Source organism: Carnobacterium sp. (assembly GCF_049673005.1).
Taxonomy (GTDB): domain Bacteria; phylum Bacillota; class Bacilli; order Lactobacillales; family Carnobacteriaceae; genus Carnobacterium_A.
This window is the reverse complement of record NZ_JBATXB010000111.1, coordinates 1-22,974: the sequence shown is the minus strand read 5'-3', so window position 1 is coordinate 22,974 and position 22,974 is coordinate 1. Positions and strand designations below refer to the sequence as shown.

Annotated in this window: 22 protein-coding genes; 17 read left to right on the top strand and 5 right to left on the bottom strand. The window is 34.3% G+C overall.

What is annotated here, in order from left to right:
* Positions 1-77: 77 nt before the first annotated feature.
* The 4 genes from WBF61_RS08175 to WBF61_RS08160 all read right to left on the bottom strand — a co-directional run bounded on the left by WBF61_RS08175 (position 78) and on the right by WBF61_RS08160 (position 3,301).
* Positions 78-1,292 (bottom strand): putative glycoside hydrolase, encoded by a 1,215-nt coding sequence (locus WBF61_RS08175; protein ID WP_424255531.1) that lies wholly within the window; start codon positions 1,290-1,292, stop codon positions 78-80.
* Positions 1,289-2,155 (bottom strand): polysaccharide deacetylase family protein, encoded by an 867-nt coding sequence (locus tag WBF61_RS08170; protein ID WP_424255529.1) that lies wholly within the window; start codon positions 2,153-2,155, stop codon positions 1,289-1,291. Before WBF61_RS08170 ends, WBF61_RS08175 begins: the two co-directional genes overlap by 4 nt.
* Before the next feature lie 19 nt (positions 2,156-2,174).
* Positions 2,175-2,816, bottom strand: a complete 642-nt coding sequence (locus WBF61_RS08165) for a YkyA family protein (RefSeq protein ID WP_424255527.1) — start codon at positions 2,814-2,816, stop codon at positions 2,175-2,177.
* A gap of 245 nt (positions 2,817-3,061) precedes the next feature.
* Complete coding sequence (locus WBF61_RS08160; protein WP_424255526.1) at positions 3,062-3,301, bottom strand: hypothetical protein; 240 nt, start codon at positions 3,299-3,301, stop codon at positions 3,062-3,064.
* Positions 3,302-3,478: 177 nt separating this feature from the next.
* Between WBF61_RS08160 and lspA the strand changes: the two genes are divergently transcribed.
* The 10 genes from lspA (at position 3,479) to pyrE (ending at position 14,665) form a co-directional block, all read left to right on the top strand.
* Complete coding sequence (gene lspA, locus WBF61_RS08155; RefSeq protein ID WP_424255525.1) at positions 3,479-3,943, top strand: signal peptidase II; 465 nt, start codon at positions 3,479-3,481, stop codon at positions 3,941-3,943.
* Positions 3,944-3,971: 28 nt separating this feature from the next.
* Positions 3,972-4,880: an RluA family pseudouridine synthase gene (locus tag WBF61_RS08150; RefSeq protein WP_424255524.1), complete on the top strand. Its 909-nt coding sequence runs from the start codon at positions 3,972-3,974 to the stop codon at positions 4,878-4,880.
* Positions 4,881-5,106: 226 nt separating this feature from the next.
* A complete protein-coding gene (gene pyrR, locus WBF61_RS08145; RefSeq protein WP_424255522.1) occupies positions 5,107-5,658 on the top strand; it encodes a bifunctional pyr operon transcriptional regulator/uracil phosphoribosyltransferase PyrR in 552 nt (183 codons plus the stop codon).
* Between the two features lie 158 nt (positions 5,659-5,816).
* Positions 5,817-6,740, top strand: coding sequence for an aspartate carbamoyltransferase catalytic subunit (locus WBF61_RS08140; RefSeq protein ID WP_424255520.1), 924 nt, complete (start codon positions 5,817-5,819; stop codon positions 6,738-6,740).
* Between the two features lie 24 nt (positions 6,741-6,764).
* Positions 6,765-8,060 (top strand): dihydroorotase, encoded by a 1,296-nt coding sequence (locus WBF61_RS08135; RefSeq protein WP_424255518.1) that lies wholly within the window; start codon positions 6,765-6,767, stop codon positions 8,058-8,060.
* Between the two features lie 2 nt (positions 8,061-8,062).
* Positions 8,063-9,148, top strand: a complete 1,086-nt coding sequence (locus WBF61_RS08130; RefSeq protein WP_424255517.1) for a carbamoyl phosphate synthase small subunit — start codon at positions 8,063-8,065, stop codon at positions 9,146-9,148.
* On the top strand, positions 9,145-12,327 hold the full coding sequence (gene carB / locus WBF61_RS08125) for a carbamoyl-phosphate synthase large subunit (RefSeq protein WP_424255515.1): 3,183 nt from the start codon (positions 9,145-9,147) through the stop codon (positions 12,325-12,327). Before WBF61_RS08130 ends, carB begins: the two co-directional genes overlap by 4 nt.
* Positions 12,328-12,399: 72 nt before the next feature.
* Positions 12,400-13,329, top strand: coding sequence for a dihydroorotate dehydrogenase (locus WBF61_RS08120; protein WP_424255513.1), 930 nt, complete (start codon positions 12,400-12,402; stop codon positions 13,327-13,329).
* Entirely contained in the window at positions 13,319-14,035 is a 717-nt protein-coding gene (pyrF, locus tag WBF61_RS08115) for an orotidine-5'-phosphate decarboxylase (RefSeq protein ID WP_424255511.1), read from the top strand. Before WBF61_RS08120 ends, pyrF begins: the two co-directional genes overlap by 11 nt.
* Positions 14,036-14,665 (top strand): orotate phosphoribosyltransferase, encoded by a 630-nt coding sequence (pyrE, locus tag WBF61_RS08110; protein ID WP_424255509.1) that lies wholly within the window; start codon positions 14,036-14,038, stop codon positions 14,663-14,665.
* 102 nt (positions 14,666-14,767) lie between these two features.
* Here the strand turns inward: pyrE and WBF61_RS08105 are convergent, their stop codons facing one another.
* The gene (locus tag WBF61_RS08105) at positions 14,768-16,486 is read right to left on the bottom strand and encodes an NFACT RNA binding domain-containing protein (RefSeq protein ID WP_424255507.1); all 1,719 of its coding nucleotides are present in this window, start codon (positions 16,484-16,486) and stop codon (positions 14,768-14,770) included.
* Positions 16,487-16,709: 223 nt separating this feature from the next.
* Here WBF61_RS08105 and WBF61_RS08100 point away from each other — a divergent pair, with 223 nt between their 5' ends.
* The 7 genes from WBF61_RS08100 to WBF61_RS08070 all read left to right on the top strand — a co-directional run bounded on the left by WBF61_RS08100 (position 16,710) and on the right by WBF61_RS08070 (position 22,768).
* Complete coding sequence (locus WBF61_RS08100; RefSeq protein WP_424255505.1) at positions 16,710-17,405, top strand: carbonic anhydrase family protein; 696 nt, start codon at positions 16,710-16,712, stop codon at positions 17,403-17,405.
* 417 nt (positions 17,406-17,822) lie between these two features.
* Positions 17,823-18,809: a tryptophan ABC transporter substrate-binding protein gene (gene trpX, locus WBF61_RS08095; protein WP_424255503.1), complete on the top strand. Its 987-nt coding sequence runs from the start codon at positions 17,823-17,825 to the stop codon at positions 18,807-18,809.
* A gap of 22 nt (positions 18,810-18,831) precedes the next feature.
* Positions 18,832-19,719, top strand: a complete 888-nt coding sequence (locus WBF61_RS08090; RefSeq protein WP_424255501.1) for an ABC transporter permease — start codon at positions 18,832-18,834, stop codon at positions 19,717-19,719.
* 3 nt (positions 19,720-19,722) lie between these two features.
* Positions 19,723-20,532 carry an ABC transporter ATP-binding protein gene (locus WBF61_RS08085; RefSeq protein WP_424255499.1) on the top strand — a complete coding sequence of 270 codons (810 nt, stop codon included), beginning with the start codon at positions 19,723-19,725 and terminating at the stop codon, positions 20,530-20,532.
* Between the two features lie 144 nt (positions 20,533-20,676).
* Entirely contained in the window at positions 20,677-21,123 is a 447-nt protein-coding gene (locus tag WBF61_RS08080) for a MarR family winged helix-turn-helix transcriptional regulator (RefSeq protein ID WP_424255497.1), read from the top strand.
* 100 nt (positions 21,124-21,223) lie between these two features.
* Entirely contained in the window at positions 21,224-21,754 is a 531-nt protein-coding gene (locus WBF61_RS08075) for a type 1 glutamine amidotransferase domain-containing protein (protein WP_424255495.1), read from the top strand.
* Between the two features lie 423 nt (positions 21,755-22,177).
* Positions 22,178-22,768 (top strand): ECF transporter S component, encoded by a 591-nt coding sequence (locus tag WBF61_RS08070; protein ID WP_424255493.1) that lies wholly within the window; start codon positions 22,178-22,180, stop codon positions 22,766-22,768.
* The last annotated feature ends 206 nt before the right edge of the window (positions 22,769-22,974 follow it).

Genomic DNA, 22,974 nt, shown 5'->3' with positions numbered 1-22,974 from the left:
TAACAAAAAGAAGGTCCCTTTCTTTGTCTTTTTTGATAAGACGAGAAAGGGGCCTTTAAGTTAATCGAAGAGATTTACTATTTCAAGTTGTACTCGACACCAGGAGTGTAACTATTATTCGCATCCCATAATAGGAACTCATCTACACCAGCTTCATGCAATGCACGTACTTGATCAGAAACTTCAGGTGCACCATAATTTAGGTAGTTACCAGTACCAAGATAAGATGCTGTAAAGTCTTGTAACCAAGGTCTTGACTTAGGAGGTGTTTTTAAAGAGCCTAATAATTCATTTTCAACTTTCATGTACTCTTGTACCAATTTATAGGGCTCTAAATCTGGTTTTGCAATTCCAAAGTATGAACCCCAGTGACTAGGGTAGATCATAGAAGAAATGACATCAACATTTTCAGAAATTTTACTGAAGTTTTGTCCAATTCCTGGAGCTTCAGGAACAGTAGCAGCATAACCAAAAATATCTACAGAAACTTCCACGCCATATGGACGTAATTCTTCACGAGCATATTCAACAAAATCTGTTACAGCAGAAACGCGCTGTTGCACTTCATCCAATTCGCTGTCTTTATAATCGCCACGAGTGTACGTTAAGCTATCGCTTTGAGTTTCAAATCCTTCTGGAAAGCGAACATAGTCAAACTGAACTTCTTTAAAGCCCATCTTAGCAGCTTGTTTAGCTACTTCAATATTGTAATCCCATACTTCTTTAGAGAACGGATTTACGAAAGCATCGCCGTTGCTATTTTTCCAAACACTTCCATCAGCTCGTTTGAACGACAATTCAGGTTTTGCCTCTGCAAGTACGGTATCTTTGAAAACGACTACACGCGCAATGGGGTAAATTTGATTTTTCTCTAAGTTTTTCATCATTGATTCTGGATCAGCGATATAGTTTTTAGTGCTTTTTTTGATAATCTCATTTTCAGATTTAACATCTGTAGTAAGGTGACCAACATCATCTTTTACATCAATAACCATCGCATTTAAACCACTTGAAGTAACAAACTCAGATAATTCCGCCATCCTTTTTGGTGCACCAGCAGAATAGGCGGTTAGATAAACGCCTTTAACTCCATTTTCAGGATAAGCAATTTCAATTCCACTATCATAAGCAAATTGTGAGGGGAACTGTTTTGGAACACTTAAAAGAGGGTGCTCATTAATATCGATAGCTACATTCTTAGCAGATTCTTCTGCATTGGTTGTTAAGGGAAAAGATGTAAGGAGTAAAACACCTAATAATAGGCTACTTGTTATTTTTTTATAGTGTATCATTCAGCAGATTCCTCTCTTTCGGGTGATGCAATAAGTGATGGATCAATTAATGTGTATCCTTTTTCTTTCAAACCTTCTGCAATATCTATAATAGCATCGTTTGTCCAAGGACGGTCATGCATTAATAAGTTCGCTCCGTCATTTAAATATTCCGTGTTCAGCATGATATCCGTTAAGGCTTTGGGAGTTTGGTAATCAGCCTCCCAATCGTATCCATAAGTCCAATTCATAAACACCATATCTTCTTGTTTAATGATTTCAGCAGAGGTATCGGTATTCACACCAAATGGAGCTCTAAAGAAACGAGGTTTTACTCCTATTGTTTCATAAACTAATTCATTCGTTCTGATGATTTCTTTGCGTTGTTCTTCTGGACTAATTTCACTTAAATTGGCATGGGTTTGAGAATGGTTTCCAATTTCAAAACCCATATCGTATAGTTGTTTCAGGGTTTCTTTTCCTTCATCTGATTCAATATACATACCGTTAATGAAAAAAACAGCGGGTGCATCAATAGATTTTAGTTTTTTTGCAATCTCAATTGCGTGCTGATCAGGAGCGTCATCGATCGTCAATAAAGCAACTTTTTTATTATCGTCTTTGTTTAACGGCTCAATTGTAAAAATAGCTGGATTAACCTGGTATGTATAGTCTACCGGTTGAGTTTCTTTGCCTTTATACGTTTCTTCAGAAGAATCATTCTCAGTTGAAGAGCTCATTTCATTCGAATTGCTTTCACTAGATTGCGTAAGAGAAGAGGAAGCTGAGTTTGTCTGAGAAGTAGCTGAATCGTTTGTCTGGCAGGCACTTAGAAGTAAGGCACTGATTATAGTTACCCCACAAATCGATAATGCTTGTTTCATTTTTTTATCACTCCTATTATTATTCTTTTGATTCTGATAATGATTTTAATGTCTTTTCTGCCTCGTTACGTTGGTTATTCAAGAGTTCAAACTGTTCATTTAATTTCTTTAATTGTTCTTTATTTGACGTGTCTGACTCATTAATAGCAATGATTCCATCTGTTAGTGTTTCATAAGTAGCTTCCTCAGTTCCGAGAGACTGAAAATATTTTTCTTCTTGTGCTAAATTTTTGCTATATTCTTTCGTGTAATTGGCAAGAGAAGTGCTTAATTCTTTCATTGCATTCGTTAAAGAATCTATTTCATCTTTAGGTAGCTTATCTCCATCATTTTCGGTTAAGCTCTTTTGGGTCGTTTTTAATTCATCTATTGACTCTTCAATAGTCTTCATTGAACTTTTACGTTCGTCTATATTTTTGAATACAGCAGAATCCTTATTCGCAAATGGTTTTACTTTTTTCTCTTCTGATAATGCCGATTCAAAGGTTTCCTGTAACCCTTTTTCTTTTTTTGTCACAGTATTTAATTCAGATACAATCTTTTGTTCAACTGGTTCAATAGTTTCAATGCTTTTTATAGCTTCTGAAATCCCATCATTGGTACAACCAGATAAAAAGAATGCTGCAGTCATAACATAAGCTGCTGTAGTACGCTTTTTCATTAGACAATCTCCTTTTTTTTCAAATATAAAACAATAGAGGACGTCAATCTTTAGAAGATAGAGTTCTATTAACGATTACCTAAAGTAGTATAACAAAAGTTAAGTTTTTTCCCAAATGATAACTGAGTTATATTTATTTTTATAAATATAGAAAAAAAGACAAAAAAAATAATCCTCATCCAGATAATGGAGGGGATTTAAAAAAAGGAAGACCGTAACTCTTATGGACGAATTACTAAGTCTACCTATGCGATAGAGTACAAACTTTTTTTTGCATCTTCTTTTCTAGTAAATACACAGAAATCTTTTTGATTGTAGCCGATTTCTAAATCATGGTGATAAGAAACAGAGTTGGGCTGGATAATGATGTAACGCATCTTCACACGATTCTCACTATCTTCTAGGTCTAGTGCCAATTGATAATCATCATTTTTAAACAATAATCCTTTAATCAACCAAACTTTTTCTATAGTTGGTTTTTCCATTAGTTCATTCATCTCCTTTCTTTATCCATCAGTAAGTATACACCCTTTTTATTATAAATGCCAATGAATCCTACTTAAAACAGATAAAAACAAGAAAAAACTATCCCTTATGAGTCTTATCATGTAAAATGAAATGAAAGTTCATATTCATATATTTTGATAAAGTGAGGTTTACGAATGTTTTTATATTATATTTTTGCTCTTTTAATTATAGGAATTGATCAGTACACGAAGTATGTAACGGTCGCAAATATAAAATTATATGAAGTGGTAGAAGTTTTCCCCAATATTTTATCGTGGATGTATCTTAGAAATACAGGTGCTGCATGGAGTATTTTAGAAGGTCAAATGTGGTTTTTCTATATCGTTACAGTTATTGTGGTTGTCGTGGTTGTTTATTATCTACAAAAATACGGCCACCAAAGTAAGTTGTTGTCTTTGTCTTTATCTTTTATCTTAGCAGGTTCCATTGGAAATGTTATTGACCGTGTAAGATTTGGGTATGTTGTGGATATGATACGACTAGAATTTATTGATTTTCCAATATTTAATGTTGCTGATATAGCTTTATCTGTTGGAGTGGCGTTAATGATTTTATATGTATTTTTAGATGAACAAGAAAAAAAAAGAGGGCTAAACTAATAGTTTACAATTAAAAAGGAGTTTTTACATGTCTCAAACTTATCAATTTAAAATAGAAAACGAGAATGGTCGATTGGATAAAGTGGTTGTTGAACTACTTCCAGCATTTACTCGTTCTCATGTTCAACAATGGATCAAAGATGGCGATGTTACAGTTAATAGTACTGTTGCGAAATCTAATTATAAAGTACAACCAGGTGATATTATTGATGTTACGGAACCAGAATTAATTCCGCTTAATGTTGTAGCCGAAAATATTCCTATTGAGATTGTTTTTGAAGATGAAGATATGTTGGTTATTAACAAACCACAAGGCATGGTCGTTCATCCTTCGGCAGGCCATCAAACGGGTACACTAGTTAATGCCTTAATGTACCATGTTAAAGATTTATCAGGAATAAACGGAACAATACGTCCTGGTATTGTTCACCGTATAGATAAAGATACAAGCGGTTTGTTGATGGTAGCTAAAAATGATTTAGCACATGAAAATTTAGCAGCTCAACTAAAAGACCACTCGTCCTTGAGAGAATACCGTGCACTCGTTCATGGCGTGATTCCTCATGACAAAGGGACAATCGATGCACCAGTAGGTCGTTCTAAAAATGATCGAAAAAAACAAGATATTATTGATGATGGACGTTCAGCTATTACTCATTTCCAAGTACTTGAACGATTTAAAGATTTTACATTAGTTTCTCTCAAGTTAGAAACAGGTAGAACGCATCAAATCAGAGTACACATGAAATACATTGGTTATCCCTTAGCAGGAGATCCAATATATGGACCAAGAAAAACCCTTTCAGGTAAAGGACAATACCTTCATGCGCGTGTTTTAGGTTTTAATCATCCTAAAACAAATGAGTTTCTAACTTTCGAGGCTCCACTTCCTAAATTATTTGAAGATACTCTTAATGAATTAAGAGAAACGCGTTGACTTTTTACAACTGACAAGGTAAAGTCTTGAATAGAAGTAAATGAAAGAAATCCTTTAATTCCGGTCCTGTGAGACTAAGAAGGAGCATACACGTTTGATTAAACAGTGAAGCTATATTAAGCTGTTTTCTCTGGATGCCCTCTTACTAAATAGGTGAGAGGGCATTTTTATAGTCTATTTCGTGCGGAAAAGTAAGACATTACATGATTCTTAAAGGAGACTAATAATGACGTTTAAATCAGAAGTAGAAGTTGTTGACGGTGCTGCGATGAAGCGAGCATTAACACGTATAACATATGAAATTATTGAACAAAACAAAGGATTAGAAGATTTGGTTCTTGTAGGTATAAAGACTAGAGGGATTTATCTTGCGCAACGAATTGCGACTCGAATGAAAGAACTAGAAAATGTATCTGTTCCGGTAGGAGAATTAGATATTTCACTATATCGTGACGATGTTCATACAAGTGATAATCGTGACCCAGAAATAAAAGGCTCTAGTATTCCTGTTGCCATTGAAGGGAAACAAGTCATTTTAATCGATGACGTACTGTTTACCGGGCGGACTATTCGTGCAGCTTTAGATGCCTTAATGGATATTGGAAGACCGATAAAAATATCACTAGCTGTTTTAGTCGATAGAGGCCACCGTGAATTACCCATTCGTGCAGATTTCGTTGGTAAAAATATTCCAACATCATTAGAAGAACAAATAAAAGTTGCTGTTCAAGAAATTGACGGAGAAGATCATGTATTGATTCAAAAATTAACGAACTAAATGTGAAACTTTAATTGGGTCCAGAGAGACACAAAAGGTCACTATCTTATTTTGCTACTGCTCATTTTATGATGCATAAAAGTAAACGGATAGAACCCAACAGTCTCTTTTGACTATTGGGTTCTTTGTTTTTTTAAAATAGAATGGGGGAAATTAAATTGGGAGGAACACTAAATAGAAATCAGTTAAATCATTTTGTTTCAGTTGAAGCATTAACAAATGAAGAGGTCCTTAGTTTAATACAACGATCTGAAGAACTAAAAAACGGCGCAACCCCTATACGTCTACATCACGAAGATAAATATGCCGTTAATTTATTTTTTGAAAATAGCACAAGAACACATAAGAGCTTTGAGATGGCAGAAACAAAGTTAGGTATGAAAGTTATTGATTTTGAGCCATCACTCAGTAGTCTTTCTAAAGGAGAAAGTCTTTACGATACAGTTTTAACTTTATCCGCTATCGGACTTGATGTGGCTGTGATTCGTCATAGTTCCCAAGATTTTTATCAAGAACTTATCGATAGTCCGTCGATAACGTGCTCAATTATTAACGGAGGAGATGGTGCAGGCCAACACCCCAGTCAATGTTTGTTGGATTTAATGACAATTTATGAAGAGTTTGGTTATTTTGAAGATTTAAAAATAGCCATCGTCGGAGATCTGACGCATTCACGTGTAGCACGCTCTAATATGCAAATGTTGAAGCGTCTAGGTGCTACAATCTTTTTCTCAGGACCACTTGAATGGTATGATGACTCATTTAATCAATATGGACAATACGTTCCTTTAGATGACCTTATTGATAAAGTGGACGTGGTGATGCTATTAAGAGTACAGCACGAAAGACATGAGACCTATGGCAATTTCTCGAAAACAGCCTATTTAAATAGGTATGGATTGAATGAAGAAAGAGAACGAAAGATGTTGGATCATGCAATTATTATGCACCCAGCTCCTGTAAATCGTGGTGTTGAGCTACAAGGTTCCCTTGTAGAGTGCGCTCGGTCAAGAATAGTTACACAAATGACCAATGGTGTGTATACGAGAATGGCAATTTTAGAAGCAGTATTAGAAAAATAAAAGTGAAGTGAGTGTGAGATAGTTATGACAATAGGAATAAAAAATGCTGTTATGTTAGATCAAAAGGGACAACTCGTTCCAACAGAAATAATGATTGATAAAGGGATTATCCAGTCCATTAGATGTGGGGAAACGTTAGTTCTAGATGGAAATCAGGGTACAAACGAATGGATTGATGCGAAAGGGGCTTTAGTAACACCGGGATTAATTGATGTTCATGTCCACTTAAGAGAGCCTGGATTTTCTGATAAAGAAACAATCAAGTCAGGAACCATGGCAGCAGCAAGAGGTGGATTCACAACAATATGCGCGATGCCTAATGTAAATCCAGTACCCGATACCGTTGAAAAAATGATAGCTATTCAAGAAAAAATAAAAAAAGATGCTGTTATCAAGGTCTTGCAATATGCACCGATAACTAAGGGTCTAAAAAGTGATTATCTTACCGATCAACAAGCTTTGTTAGATGCGGGAGCATTTGCTTTCACAAATGATGGGGTAGGTGTTCAAACGGCAGGAACGATGTATAAAGCTATGGTAGAATCTAAAAAGAACGGCACAACTATTGTAGCTCATACAGAAGATGATTCACTTTTGTTTAGTGGTGTGATGCATGAAGGAACTCGCAACAAGCAATTGGGCCTTCCTGGAATACTAAGTATCACAGAAGCCAGTCAAATTGCTAGAGATGTACTCATTAGTGAAGCGACTGGTGCTCACTACCACGTATGTCATGTCTCAACAAAAGAAAGCGTTCGAGTTATTAGAGATGCTAAGCGCGCGGGAATAAATGTAACTGCTGAAGTTACGCCACATCACTTATTGTTATCAGAAGAAGATATACCTGCCGATTCGAGTATTTACAAAATGAATCCACCGTTAAGAGGAAAAAAAGATCAAGAAGCTCTGATTTTAGGTTTGTTAGATGGTACAATTGATATGATAGCAACTGATCATGCGCCGCATACAAAGGCAGAGAAAAGTAATGGAATGGTAGGTTCGCCATTTGGTATTACAGGAAGTGAAACAGCTTTTTCTTTACTTTATACGTACTTAGTAGAGCCTGGCATAGTAACATTAGCTCAATTAATTAGCTGGTTAACAGTTAAACCGGCATCGGTTTTCAGATTGAATACGGGTATACTTGAAGAAGGCTATCCAGCAGATATTGCCTTATTTGATCTAAAGACAGAAAAAGAAATTCTTGAAAAAGAATTTTTATCAAAAGCTACGAATACGCCATTTATTGGATGGACAGTAAAAGGAACAACAGTATTGACCATCGTTGATGGAAAAGTGGTTTATAAAAGGGAGAGTTAAGTATGGATCGGATACTGCTACTAGAAGATGGTTCCGTTTTTAAAGGGAAAGGATTTGGTTCTTTAATTGATACTATTGGAGAAGTGGTCTTTACAACAGGGATGACCGGATACCAAGAAATCATTACCGACCAATCTTATAATGGACAAATGATTGTTTTTAATTACCCTTCAATTGGAAATACGGGAATTAATCGGGATGATTATGAGTCAATTGAGCCAACCTGTAAAGCTGTTATCGTTAAAGAATTTGCACGAGTGCCTTCTAATTGGCATAGTCAGATGAACTTAGATGAGTTTTTAAAAAATAAAAAAATTCCAGGAATCGCTGGAGTTGATACTCGAAAACTAATGCATCTTCTTCAAGAAAAAGGTGTTATGCGTGGAACGATTGTTGATGCTCAAGATGATTTTGCTCATGCATTTGATCAGTTAAAGGCAACGGTTTTGCCTATTCAACAAGTAGCTCAAGTATCTACTTCAAGACCATATGTAAGTCCAGGGAATGGGCGAAATATTATTGTGATAGATTTTGGTTTAAAACATAGTCTGTTAAAAGAGCTAAATAAAAGAAACTGTCAAGTAACGGTTTTACCTTTTGATACAACCGCCGAATCTATTTTTAACTTAGAGCCAGATGGAATCTTATTAACAAATGGCCCTGGCAATCCCAATGATTTACCAGCAGTTCTAAAAATGATTCAAACGATTCAAAGTAAAATCCCTTTATTTGGAACCGGGCTAGGCTACCAGCTCATGGCATTAGCCAATGGGTGTAGCGTTGTAAAAATGAAAGTTGGACATAGGGGTTTAAATCATCCAGTTAAAGAACTCGCTTCTGGAGATTTTTATTTAACTACACAAAATCACGGATTTCTAGTTGAGCATGATTCTATTGATCAGAACAATTTAGCGGTGACTCATGTTGAATTAAACGATGGATCTGTGGAGGGGATAAAGCATCGCCAGTTTCCTTCATTCAGTGTTCAGTTTAACCCAGATGCTGCACCAGGACCTCATGATGCAAGGCATCTATTTGATCAATTTATGGATGTAGTTGATCATTGGAAGGAGGATGAAAGGATATGACAAAGCGGACAGATTTAACTAAAATAGTGGTGATTGGTTCCGGTCCGATAGTTATTGGTCAATCTGCAGAATTTGATTACGCTGGTACTCAAGCTTGTCTATCTCTTAAGGAAGAGGGGTATGAGGTTATCCTAATTAATTCTAATCCATCTTCCATTATGACAGATAAAGGAATTGCTAATCGGGTTTATATTGAGCCATTAACTGTAGAATTCATTTCAAAAATTCTAAGAAAAGAACGACCGGATGCACTTATCCCAACTTTAGGAGGAAGAACATCTATAAACGCGACGATGGAATTAGTTGATTCAGGACTGCTAGAAGAATTAGGAATTGAATTGCTAGGAACAGAACTACAATCCATTAAAACAACCGAGTATCCAGATTTATTCAAACTGTTTTTAGAAGAACTAAATGAACCAACGTTAGAAAGTAGTGTTGTTCACACTATAGAAGAGGCTCTCGCTTTTTCTGAGAATGTTGCTTTTCCTTTATTAGTCAGACCAATGAGCCATAAAATTGGATCGGTCAAATTAAGTTGCAACAATCTAGAAGAACTAACTTCAGCTGTTAGCAAGAGTTTGGTTCGTTCGCCCTTAAATAAATGTTTAGTTGAAAGGCATGTTTTAGGCTATAAAGAAGTTGAGTATGAAGTGATTCGTGACAACAAAGATCAAGCTATGGTTAGTTGCCACCTAGAGCATTTTGACCCTGTTGGAATACATTCAGGAGACTCGATTGTATTTTCCCCATGTCAAACACTAACAGACAAGCAACATCAAGTACTTCGTGATGCTTGCTTAACGATTATTCGTGCTTTAAAAGTCGAAGGAAGTTGTACTATTCGAATGGCTCTAGATCCTATGTCTTCAGATTATTTTATACTAGGAGTCAACCTATGTGTAAGCCGTTCGACTGCTCTAGCTAGTAAAGCAACGGGCTACCCTATTGCAGGAACCGCGGCTAAACTAGCAGTAGGATTAACCCTCGATAAAATAAAAAAACAAGGAAGCGATAACTTCATAACAGAATTCGAACCCGCTATGGACTACATTGCAACAAAAATTCCGCGCTGGCCATTTGATAAGTTTGAAAAAGGAGTCAGAGAATTAGGTTTGCAGATGAAATCTACTGGAGAAACAATGGCATTTGGACGGACGGTAGAAGAATCCTTACTCAAAGCTGTTCGTTCTTTAGAAATAGGGATAACTCATGTTTTTCTTGAAGAAACAGCTTTTGCGACAGACGAAGAAGTCTTCCAAAAAATTCTTCATGCTCAAGATAATCGTTTGTTTTATTTAGCAGAAGTAATTCGCAGAGGTTATCCTATTGAAAAAATTGCCAAAGATACAAATATTGACTTGTTTTTTTTAGATAAATTAGCTCATATTGTTGAAATCGAAAAAGAGTTAAGAAATCATTTCTTTGATAAGGATAAACTAGTATACGCTAAATCTTTTGGATTTTCAGATGAATTTATCTCCTTGCTATGGGAAACTACTACGGAAAAAGTTGTAGCTTTTCGCTATGATAATGGAATTGTTCCTGTTTATAAACAACTAGGAACCTACTCACTGGCAGGAAAGGACAAGTCACCTGGTTTTTATAGTACTTACGAGGAAGAAAATGAAAGTATTCCAACAAACTCTAAAAAATCGGTTGTCGTTTTAGGGTCTGGACCAACTCGTATCGGACAAGGAATAGAGTTTGATCATGCAATCTTCCATTCCGTTAAAGCTATTCAAAAAGCTGGTTATAAAGCCATTGTTGTAAACAATAATCCTGAAACAGTTTCAACGGACTTTTTAATTTCAGATAAGTTGTATTTTGAACCATTGACCTTAGAAGATGTTATGCATATTATTCGTTTAGAAGACCCTATTGGAGTGATGATACAGTTTGGTGGTCAATCTGCTTCTAAGTTAGCAGAAGCGTTACATGACTTGTCAATTCCGATTTTAGGAACAGCTATTTCTGACATTGTTCAAAGTGAAAGCCCAACCTCTTTTGAAGAAGCCTTGGCGGATTCAGGAATTCCCAAATCAAATAGTGCTATAGTATCAAATAAAAAAGATGCTCTTTCAAGTGCAAAAAATATAGGTTATCCAGTATTAATAAGACCTGTTTCAAAATTTAATGAAAAAAAGCTTGAAATTATTGAAAGTCAATTTGATTTAGAAAACTATATGAATCATTCACAAAACCTTTCGCCTTATTCAGCATTGTTGATTACTCAATATATGAATGGTATCGAAGTTGAGGTCGATGCTATAAGCGATGGAGAAGATATTTTAATTCCTGGTATTGTTGAATACATCGAACGATCAGGAATTCACTCAGGTGATTCGATGGCTGTTTACCCACCGCAATCATTAAATTTAGAAATAAAAGAAAAAATTATTCAATACACTATGCAATTAGCAAAACACTTAAATTGTATTGGGCTAATGAACAGTCAGTTTGTTGTGTTTGAAGACCAAGTTTACATTAATAAAGTTCATTTTCATGCTAGTCGAACGGCTCCTTTTTTAAGCAAAGTAACCAATGTACCTATCGTTGAGTTAGCGACCAATGTTATTTTAGGACAATCGTTAAAAAGCCAAGGGTACAAAGATGGCTTAGTTACAGAATCAACCTATGTTCACGTTAAAGCTCCCGTATTTTCTTTTGCTCAACTACAAAAAGTGGATGCTGTTTTAGGCCCAGTGATGAAATCAACAGGAGAAGTGATGGGAAGTGACCGTACACTTGAAAAAGCACTCTATAAAGCTTTCGAAGCAAGTTCGCTGCATATGGCTGACTTTGGAACTGTTTTGCTGACATTAACAGATAAAGATAAAGAAGAGTCTTATTCAATAGCTCAGCGGTTTCATAGTATTGGTTATCAGATTATCGCTACAACTGGTACAGAAAAGTTCTTGAAAAGTAAACACATCCCTGTTCAATCGATAGCGAAATTAGATGAAACAAGAGATGAAAATATTTTAGATGTTATCGCAAGAGGTAAGGTTCAGTTGGTTATTAATACGATTGGTCGTACAAAAAAAGATGTAAAAGATGGAGAACTCATTCGTAAAAGTACTATTGAACATGGAATTCCGTTATTAACTTCATTAGATACAGCCAGAGCTATTTTAAGAGTTTTAGAAGCTAGAACGTTTATGACTCAATCATTATAGACTTTGTTGCAAAAATTTTACTTTACCTATTTTTTAATATAATCTAAAAAAGATTTATTAGGAGGAACAGGAATGAATCAATTAGGTGTTACTTTACCCGGTCTTAATCTTAAAAACCCAATAATGCCAGCTAGTGGTACATTTGGATTCGGAGAACTTTATATGGATAATTTTGATTATAATTTATTAGGCGCTATTATAATCAAATCAACAACGAGTCAAGCACGTACTGGAAACCCAGAACCTTGTTACCACCATTTAGATACGGGTGTATTGAATGCGGTTGGATTAAAAAATCCAGGTGTAGACGTTATTGTGAATGAAAAATTACCTGCATTAAAAAATTTTGACACACCAATTATCGCTAGCGTAGCCGGTTCAACAACTGAAGAATTTGTTGAAGTAACAAAAAAATTATGTCAGTCACCGTATATAAGTGCACTTGAATTAAATGTTTCATGCCCAAATGTTGAGGAAGGTGGATTAACATTTGGCTCTAGTCCAGAAGCTGTTCGCTTAATGACTGAGGCAGTCAAAAAAGTGGCTACTGTACCCGTTTACGTAAAGTTGACTCCAAACGTAACAGATATTGTTGCTATCGCTCAGGCAGCCGAAAAGGGAGGTGCAGATGGCATCAGTATGATTAACACTCTTTTAAGTATGGCGATTGATTTAGAAACAAGAAAACCTTACCTTTCAAACAAAACTGGGGGATTATCTGGAAAAGCCCTGAAACCGTTAGCGATAAGAATGATTTATCAGGTTTCTAGAGCAGTTTCCATTCCAATTATTGGAATGGGTGGCGTCACTACTGCTGATGATGTTCTTGAGATGATTATGGCTGGGGCAAGTGCCGTTGCTATTGGAACAGCTCAGTACAAGAATCCGCTAGCGTGCAAAGAGATTATTGAAGCACTTCCAATTCGAATGAAAGAACTTGGGATAAAGAGTATCGAAGAGTTAATAAAAGAAGTAGAAAAGGAGAGGCAGAATGAAAAATAAACCAATTATTGCACTAGATTTTTCTACAAGCTCGGAGATAAAAAGTTTTTTACATGAATTTAAAGAAGAGTCATTATTTGTGAAAGTTGGAATGGAACTCTATTACCAAAATGGTCCCGAGATTGTAAACTATATAAAAAGTCTTGGTCATAATGTTTTTTTAGATTTAAAATTACATGATATCCCGAATACAGTAAAACGTTCTATGCAAGGATTAGCGGCATTAGACATTGATATGATAAATGTACATGCTGCAGGTGGTAAAGAAATGATGGAAGCAGCAATGGAGGGGATTTTTGCTGGGACTCCAGCTGGAAGAGAGCGTCCAAAATTGATAGCTGTTACACAATTAACTTCTACCACGCAAGAAGCGATGCGCTCAGAACAGCTAATTGAAGTTCCTTTATTAGAAAGTGTCATTCACTACGCACAACTAACCAAAAATTCGGGCTTAGATGGTGTCGTGTGCTCAGCATTGGAAGCTCGTTTAATAAAAGAACAGACATCTAATGATTTTTTATGTGTTACACCTGGAATAAGATTGAAAACAGATAAGCAAGGAGATCAAAAAAGAATTGCGACCCCAAATTTCGCTAGAGAAAATGGTGCGAGTTATATCGTTGTAGGACGTCCAATCACAATGGCAAAGGATCCTTTAACGGCTTATCATTCAATCAAAAACCAATGGAACGGAGTAGAAAACTAAATGACTACAAAAAAAATGATTGCAAAACACTTATTAGATATCGAGGCAGTTAGTCTAAGTCCAAATCATCCATTTACTTGGGCTAGTGGAATGAAAAGTCCTATTTATTGTGATAATCGTATCACAATGAGCTACCCAGTTATCCGGAAAGAAATTGCTCAAAATATGGCTGAGTTAATAAAAACAACTTATCCTGATGTAGATGTTATTGCGGGGACAGCTACCGCGGGCATACCACATGCAGCGTGGGTTGCAGATATTTTAGGTTTACCTATGATTTATATTAGAGGCAAAGCTAAAGATCATGGTAAAGGCAATCAAATTGAAGGCAGATTGTTAGTGGGTCAAAAAGTAGTCGTTATAGAGGATTTAATTTCGACGGGTGGAAGTGTTCTAGAAGCAACTCATGCACTCAAAGAAAATGGAGGCGTCGTGTTAGGGGTCGCTGCTATTTTCACATACGAATTACCAAAAGGAATGGATAATTTTAAAAATCAAGGAATCATTTTAAAAACGTTAACAAATTATACATCATTGATTGAAGTAGCACTAGATGCGGGAGCAATTACCAAGGAAGATATGATTCTTTTAAAAAAATGGAAACAAGATCCTATCCATTGGAATGATTAAAACCTGAAAAAATACACACTATAGCTTATAAATAAAAGCTATAGTGTGTATTTTTTTCATTGTTAATTTAAAAATCACGAAGATAGAGTGGCAAAAAAAACGTTATTTTTGTCCTTTTAACTGGTTAACTAGTTCTCTATCAGGAGTTACAAAAACAGTTTGTTGTCCTTCATAGATAACGAATCCTGGTTTTGCACCATTTGGTTTTTTTATTTTTTTGACTTCTACAACATCAACTGGAACAGAAGCCGATAACTGTGATTTAGAAAAATAAGCAGCAATGTTAGCAGCTTCGCTAATAGTTTGTTCAGAAGGGTTATTATTTTGAATGATAACATGAGAACCCGGAATATTTTTAGCATGTAGCCAAATATCAGACTTTCTAGCTGTTTTCATCGTCAACAAGTCATTTTGCAAGTTATTTTTACCTACTAAAATAATGTCTCCATCACTTGAAACATACTTATCAGGACTACTCGCCTTAAGTTTTTTTTGTTTTTTCTGATTTTTTTTGTATTTTTTTCTTAAATAACCTTGTTGAACTAATTCTTCTTTTATTTCAGCAATATCTCTAGGTGTTGCAAGCTCTAACTGAGTAGAGACAGAATCTAAATAATTAATTTCCTCTTTGGTTATCTGAATTTGTTCCGTAACAAAAATAATGGCATTCTTTAATTTTTGATACTTCGAGAAAAATTTTTGCGCATTTTGAGAGGGTGTACTTCTAGGATTTAAATTAATTTTTAAAGGTTGATCATCGTCATAAAAATTCGGTAAAGTAGCTTCCTTTTGACCTTTGTGTAGTTCATGAAGATAAGCAGTGAGGATTTCTCCTCGTAAACGATAATCATCAGCTTGTTCAGTTTCTTGCATTGTTTTCTCAAGTTTTTTCATTTTTTTAATGTTGCGTTGTAGTTCTACCTGGACAATATGGATTAAGTCAGAAGCTTGTTGTTGAACTCGATCTTTCTCAGCTTTAACTTGATAATATTGATCTAAAAGAATACTTAAAGTAGCATAACTTTCAGATTCTCCATTTAAACTAAGATAGGGAATCGGTGTGAAAAATATTTTTTTATTAAGAGTAGTCAAAGTAGGTTTAAGATTTTTTGAATCTATACTTTCGACAAAAGATTCCATTACTCTTTTTATTTTTTCTAATTGCCCTTCGCTACGATAGGCTATTTCTTTGGCTGTTTCAGAACCAATGCCTTGGTATTTTTTTTGAATAAGTTGTTGTAAAGATACTTCTTCTTTTTCTTCATAAAGTTCTTGCATTGCTTTTATATTTCCAGTTTCAAAAGGATTTATTTTTTCCTGATAAGGCGGATTAACATATGTTGATCCAGGCATGATAGTGCGGAAAGTATTTTGACTTACTGGAACGTGCTTAATTGTATCAATAATTCGTTTTGTGTCTTGTTCAACTAAAAAGAGGTTACTGTGCCTACCCATTAGCTCAACAATCAACATAACGTTTTGAATATCTCCTAATTCATCACGACTCTTGAATGTAAAATGAATTATTCTGTCATTTCCTATTTGTTGAATATCTTCTAATACTGCTCCTTCTAGGTGTTTACGCATAACCATACAAAAATTAGGTGGCGAACTAGGATTCTCATAAGGGATGTCTGTTAGTTGGATTCTAGCATAACTAGGATGTGCAGATAATAATAATCTGTGATTCTTTCCGTTGGCCCGCATGACAAGAACAATTTCATTTTTATAAGGTTGTTGCACTTTTGATACACGGCCATTTTTAAGACCTACTTTTAATTCATCAACCATTGCATGAGTGAAGACTCCATCAAATGACATATTTTTATCCTTCTTTCTATAACTTAAGCGAAAAGAGCTTAGTCTATTTTCACTACTATCATTCTTATCTTATCAAAATACTAAACAATCAATTGCATGTTTTTCACAGCTTTCATTGTAACATTTTTCGTACAAAAGATAAATTAGTTGAAAAAACCTGTATAAAAAAGGTATTATTTACTTAACTTGTTTTTATAAATTTAAGATAATGTAGGTGAAATTAATGGATTGGTATTATGAAGGAGATCGAAAACCAGAGAACTGGAGAAATATTTGTGAAGCTTTTAAAAAAGCAGAAGATGAAAGTTTACAATCTCCCATTCAATTATGTGATCAAAACGCTAAAAAAAGTGATTTTCATAATCTATTCAGTACAAGGTATCATTTAACTCAATTTGAGACGTCATTTTTTAATCACACTGTTCATTTGACACCGCTAGCTAGTGAAGAACTAAATGTGCTTTTTTTTAATCATAAAAGATATATCTTAGATGACATTCATTTTCATTTACCTAGTGAACATCAAATAAACCAAAAATCATTCCCACTAGAAATGCATTTAGTACACAGGTCTAAAGATAACGAACTTTTAGTACTGGGTATTACGGTTATACCTAATAAAGAACCCGCTAATTTAGAGAAATCTCGGATTGATAGCCTAGCTCTAGATCCAAGAATTTCAGGTAGAGGTCTGCTAGTTCCCGTTGATGTTGCAAAGTTATTACCCATTAGGAAACAGTTTTTCCATTATACAGGGTCTTTAACAACACCTCCAACGATAGGTCCTGTAGATTGGATAGTTTTTAAAAATCAAACTTACATGCGTAAAGGATTATTACAAGCATTTAAAGAAAATATCGGGAAAACAAATCGACCTATTCAACCATTGGGAGATAGAATTGTTTATTTATCAGATTAGTTTCTAACTGTATTCCATAATTTTTGCTTGACTCTTATGAGAACAACCAGTAGACTAATTGAAATAGCTTAAAAAACCAACATAAAGGAGTGTCTGTTATGATTAAATTCGTTGATGCAAGTAGTACATTAAATAGCCGTTGGCAAAATCAAGATAGACAGGTTGATTTATGAAATGATTTCATAGATACAACCTTCAGGAAGTATTCTGAATGAGTATCTATGTTGGTTTATTTAAGCAATCGGGAAATAACTCCACATAGAGTAGACTTTTATTTATTCTGTGTGGAGTTGTTGTGTCTAAACAGCTACCACAAGTACTTTTTGTGGTAGCTGTTTATTTTTTTAGGATTTTTTAATCGGTAAAAAGATAGCAAAAATAAGTCTAATAGTTAAAAAAACTGGAGGCAAGAAATTCATGAAAAAAATGATGGGCTTTATTGGTTTATTAAGTATCGTATTAACATTCGCTTTTTTTAAAGAAAAAGGTGACTCAATGGAGAATAAAATTGAAGGTTTGCCAGTTGTAGGAATCTTGCAACTGACAAGTCATCCAGCATTGGATATTATTTACGAAGGTATTGTTGACGCGTTAAACGAAGAAGGCTTTGTAGATGGCGAAACAATTGAAATAGATTTTCAAAATGCACAAGGAGACCAAAGTAATTTGAATTCAATGAGTACGCGTTTTGTAAATAAGAATGCATCTTTAATGATTGGTATTGCAACACCTTCTGCTCAAGCATTAGCGAATAGTTCAAAAGAAATCCCTATTATTCTCGGTGCAGTAACGGATCCAAAGGGTGCTGGATTGGTGAAAAACAATGAAAAACCAGGTGGGAATATAACCGGAGTAAGTGATTTAACGCCTATAAAAGAACAATTCAACTTAATAAAGCAAATTCTTCCAAACGCAAAAAATATTGGGATTCTCTATTCATCAAGTGAAGATAATTCTATTGTTCAAGCTAAACAAGCAATAGAGATAGCTGAATCAATGGGGTACGAAACGACTGTTTCGACTGTTTCTTCCACTAATGATGTTTCTCAAGTAAGTTCTTCATTAGTTAATCAAGTAGATGCTGTTTGGGTTCCTACTGATAATACTATTGCTAGCGCTATGAGTACTCTAGTAGCTGCGGCAGATGAAAATAATATCCCTGTATTTCCAGCAGTTGATACGATGGTCGAAGAAGGTGGTTTAGCTACGGTTGGGTTAAACCAATATGAGCTCGGTATACTAACAGGTAAAATGGCTGCAACCGTACTCAAGGGCGAAAATAAACCTCAAACGATGCCAATACAATATTTACAAAAAGGCGAGATTATTATCAATCTTGAAAAAGCAACAGAATTGGGAATTGCTATCCCTGAAAATATATTAGAGAAAATAAAAAATCAATAAATTATAGAAGGCAGGAAGAAAAATGAATTTAATTACAACAGCTACTGCACAAGGATTAATGTGGGGAATAATGGCACTAGGAATATTTATAACTTATCGAATCTTAGATTTACCAGATATGACCGCCGAAGGCTCATTTCCTTTAGGGGCAGCCGTATGTGCGCGCTTAATAATAAATGGTGTTCATCCATTATTAGCTACCGGTTTTGCGTTTATTATAGGAGCATTAGCTGGATCAATTACTGGATTTTTAATTACTAAGGCTAAAATACCTGGTTTACTTGCTGGGATTTTAACTATGACTGGTTTATACTCGATTAATTTAAGAATTATGAATCGCGCAAATCTAAGTTTGTTAGGAAAAGATAGAATAACAGATTTTTTCAAGAATTTTTCTTTACCAAATCAATTTGATACGATTTTTATGGGTCTCATATTCGTTTTTCTTATCATTTTATTTCTTTTTCTCTTTTTCCAAACAGAATTTGGTCAAGCTATTATCGCTACTGGAGATAATGAAAAAATGGCACGCTCACTTGGAATATCTACCGATCACACTAAAATAGTAGGATTAATGCTTTCAAACGGTATTGTAGCAAGTGCTGGTGCTTTAATTGCCCAAGACAATGGATACGCTGATATAAGTATGGGAATTGGAACAATTGTTATTGGTTTAGCTTCAGTTATTATTGGTGAAGTTATCTTCGGAAACTTAACATTTGTTAATCGATTAATCTGTGTTGTTTTAGGGGCAATTATTTATAGATTTATCATTACATTTGTATTGCTTATTGGGCTACAACCTAACGACTTAAAACTAATATCAGCCATAGTCTTAGCGCTATTCTTAGCATTACCTAGCTTGAGACAAAGGTTCAATTTAAATTTCTTTAATAAGAAGGAGGCTTAATCTATGACACCGGATACTATTTTAACTTTAAAAGGTATTTCAAAAACATTTTATCTTGGTACACCAAATCAGAATAATGTTTTAAATAACCTAAACTTAACTGTCAAAAAAGGAGATTTCATTACTATTATTGGTGGCAATGGCTCAGGGAAATCAACGTTGTTAAATAGTATAGCTGGAACATTTTTGATTGATAAAGGTTCAATCAAAATCAAAGAAAAAGAAATGAATAAGTTAAAGGAAGAAAAACGTGCGAGTTTGATAGGAAGAGTCTTCCAGGATCCATTGATGGGCACTGCACCAAGAATGACCGTTAGTGAGAATCTTTCTATTGCTTACCGTCGTGGCCAAAAAAGAACTCTTAAAAAAGGCAGTACTTCTAATGAACGACTTTATTTTAAAACTCTTTTAAAAAAATTAGATTTAGGTTTAGAAAAAAGATTAGATAGCGAGATGGGTTTACTGTCTGGAGGTCAAAGACAAGCAATTGCACTTTTAATGGCAACAATGAATCAACCAGAATTACTTTTATTAGACGAGCACACTGCAGCCTTAGACCCTAAAACGGCAAGTGTCGTGTTAGAACTTACTCGTAAAAGAATCGAAGAAGAAAACTTAACAGCCTTAATGATTACTCATAATATGCAAGATGCTCTTAATTATGGGAATCGATTAATTATGTTAGATAAAGGACAGGTCATTATTGATCTTTCTGGGGAAGATAAACAAGATTTAACAGTAGCGGAAGTACTAGGTTTATTTCAAAAAAGAACAGAAAATCGATTAGTAAGTGACGAAATGTTATTCAATTAAGACTCTCTCTACTTTTTTAAAATCGTCTAATTATTAGAGTTTATGATTAAGGGATAGTTGATTTAAAAGCCTTTACGTGTTATGTTTCATTATGAAACTATATTTGTTTCATAATGAAACATAATAATAAAAAGGAGTTTTTATATGGATACTAGTATATCTGCCTATGAACTTGTCAATCAGCTGAACGAATTTCAAAAACTTTACTCTACAATTGAGAAAAAAGTATTGAAAAAGAATAATCTCAATCAATCATCGTTTACTATTATGAGTCAACTTATTGAAGGGCCTTTAACTTTAAAAGAATTAACAACACTATTCTCTTTAGACAAGTCAACATTGAGTAGACAGATTAATGCACTAGTTCAGAAAGGTTTCGTCATTAAAAAAGAAGGTAAGGATAAACGTATTTTTCTTTTGAGTATTTCTAAAGAAGCCAATCAATTGATTAATGCCGTGAAATTTGAAATCGAATTTTATGTAACAGACTTATTTAAATCTTGGCCAAACGAAGAAAAAAAACTATTATTAGTACTTTTAGGTCGTATAAACCGAAGAATTCGTTTAGAAAATGAATTAAAAATAGATTGATTATTTTAGTAACTTTTTTTATCATACAGATAACATTGTTTTCAATTCTCATGATTAGTTGTTACACTTAGTTAATAATGTATGAATTGGAGTGATTAGTATGAGTTTAATAAACAAAAAGATACTTGCTTTAGTGAGTGACGATTTTGAAGATTTAGAATTATGGTACCCTGTTTATCGCTTACGGGAAGCTGGAGCAACCGTTAATCTAGTTGGAGATGAAAAAAATAAAGAATATATTGGGAAATATGGCGTTCCGGCAGTATCTGATTTTAATTTTTCGGAAATAAAAAAAGAAGAATATGATGGTATCTTAGTTCCCGGTGGATGGTCTCCTGATAAACTAAGACGGTATCCTGAAGTTATTGATTTCATCATATATTTTAATTTAAAAAAGAAACCAATCGGTCAAATTTGCCATGCTGGATGGGTTTTAATCTCTGCTGGTATCTTACAAGGTGTAAATGTTACAAGTACTCCAGGGATCAAAGATGATATGACTAACGCTGGAGCAATTTGGCATGATGTACCGGCTATTACGGATGGGCATATTATATCTAGTCGCAGACCACCTGATTTACCTGAATATATGAAACAGTATATTGCAGCTTTTGAGAATGCCAAAAATTAAGTTAACTAAGGCCGGTTTATCATTTTTTGATTTCCGGCTTTTTATTTTTATAATGCAAAATGATTATACTTAGTACGATCTACAATTTTTTAAACGATAATTTTTTGCTAATGTTATACTCTAGTTTATGATCGTTCTGCCGCAATTTTATGACTAAGAATAGAGATACTCGCGAATAAAATAACGTTAAGTGGGTTCTATAAGAAGGCAATATGTATTCTCTAAAAAGAATTTATAATAAGATTGAGATAAAGCAAGTGAAAGATTTAATCAATTTTATTTATTAGAATTATAGTAGGAAAGAAATTTAATAAATTAAAATTTTATAAAAAATTACACTTATTTTTAATGCTATTCTATTTCTTATACTGTAAACTACTAAGTAATTGACTATAGACTATATTTTAGAAAGAAGGGATACAAATGTATCAAAGAAATAGAAAAGCTTATCGAATATCTATTTTAGGAATTTTATCTGCTATCATTTTAGTTCAAAACTTTGTTCCACTTTTAGGTTACATTCCTATTCCACCACTAAATCCTACAATCATACATATCACTGTTATCGTTGCAGCATTGACATTGGGAACAAAAGACGGGATGGTTATAGGTGGGGTTTGGGGAGTTAGTCGTTTGGTCAAGGCGTTTATAGCACCGACTTCACCGTTGGATTTGTTGTTGTTTACTAATCCTATTATTTCTATTGTACCGCGTATTCTTGTTGGCTTTATTGCTGGTTATGCTTTTCATCTTCTCAAAAAAAAGAATGGAAAAGAGTCAATAGCCATGATTATTTCTTCCGTTTTAGCCTCTTTAACAAATACAATACTGGTTTTATTCTTTATCTATATATTCTATAAAGATGATTACGCAGCGGCTCTAAATATTGACGTTTCTACTTTGGCCAAAGCTTTAGGTGCGATTGTAATGACTAACGGGGTTGCTGAAGCGATTGCTGCTGGTATTATTGCACCAATTGTAGCTAGGCCACTTAAGAAATTTAAATCAAATTAAAAAAATAACACCATTTTCTTTCTCTGTAGAAAGAATTGGTGTTATTTTTTATTTTACGAAAAAAGGTAAAGGATTTATTTCGTAAATTTCAAGTTTAAGTTAGCCACCCTATGCAACTGTTTATTGCCAGATGTTATTAATTAATGAACCAGTTGAATTTGTTGGTGTGGAATTAACTCCCTACGGGCTCTAATGGCTTATTTCCT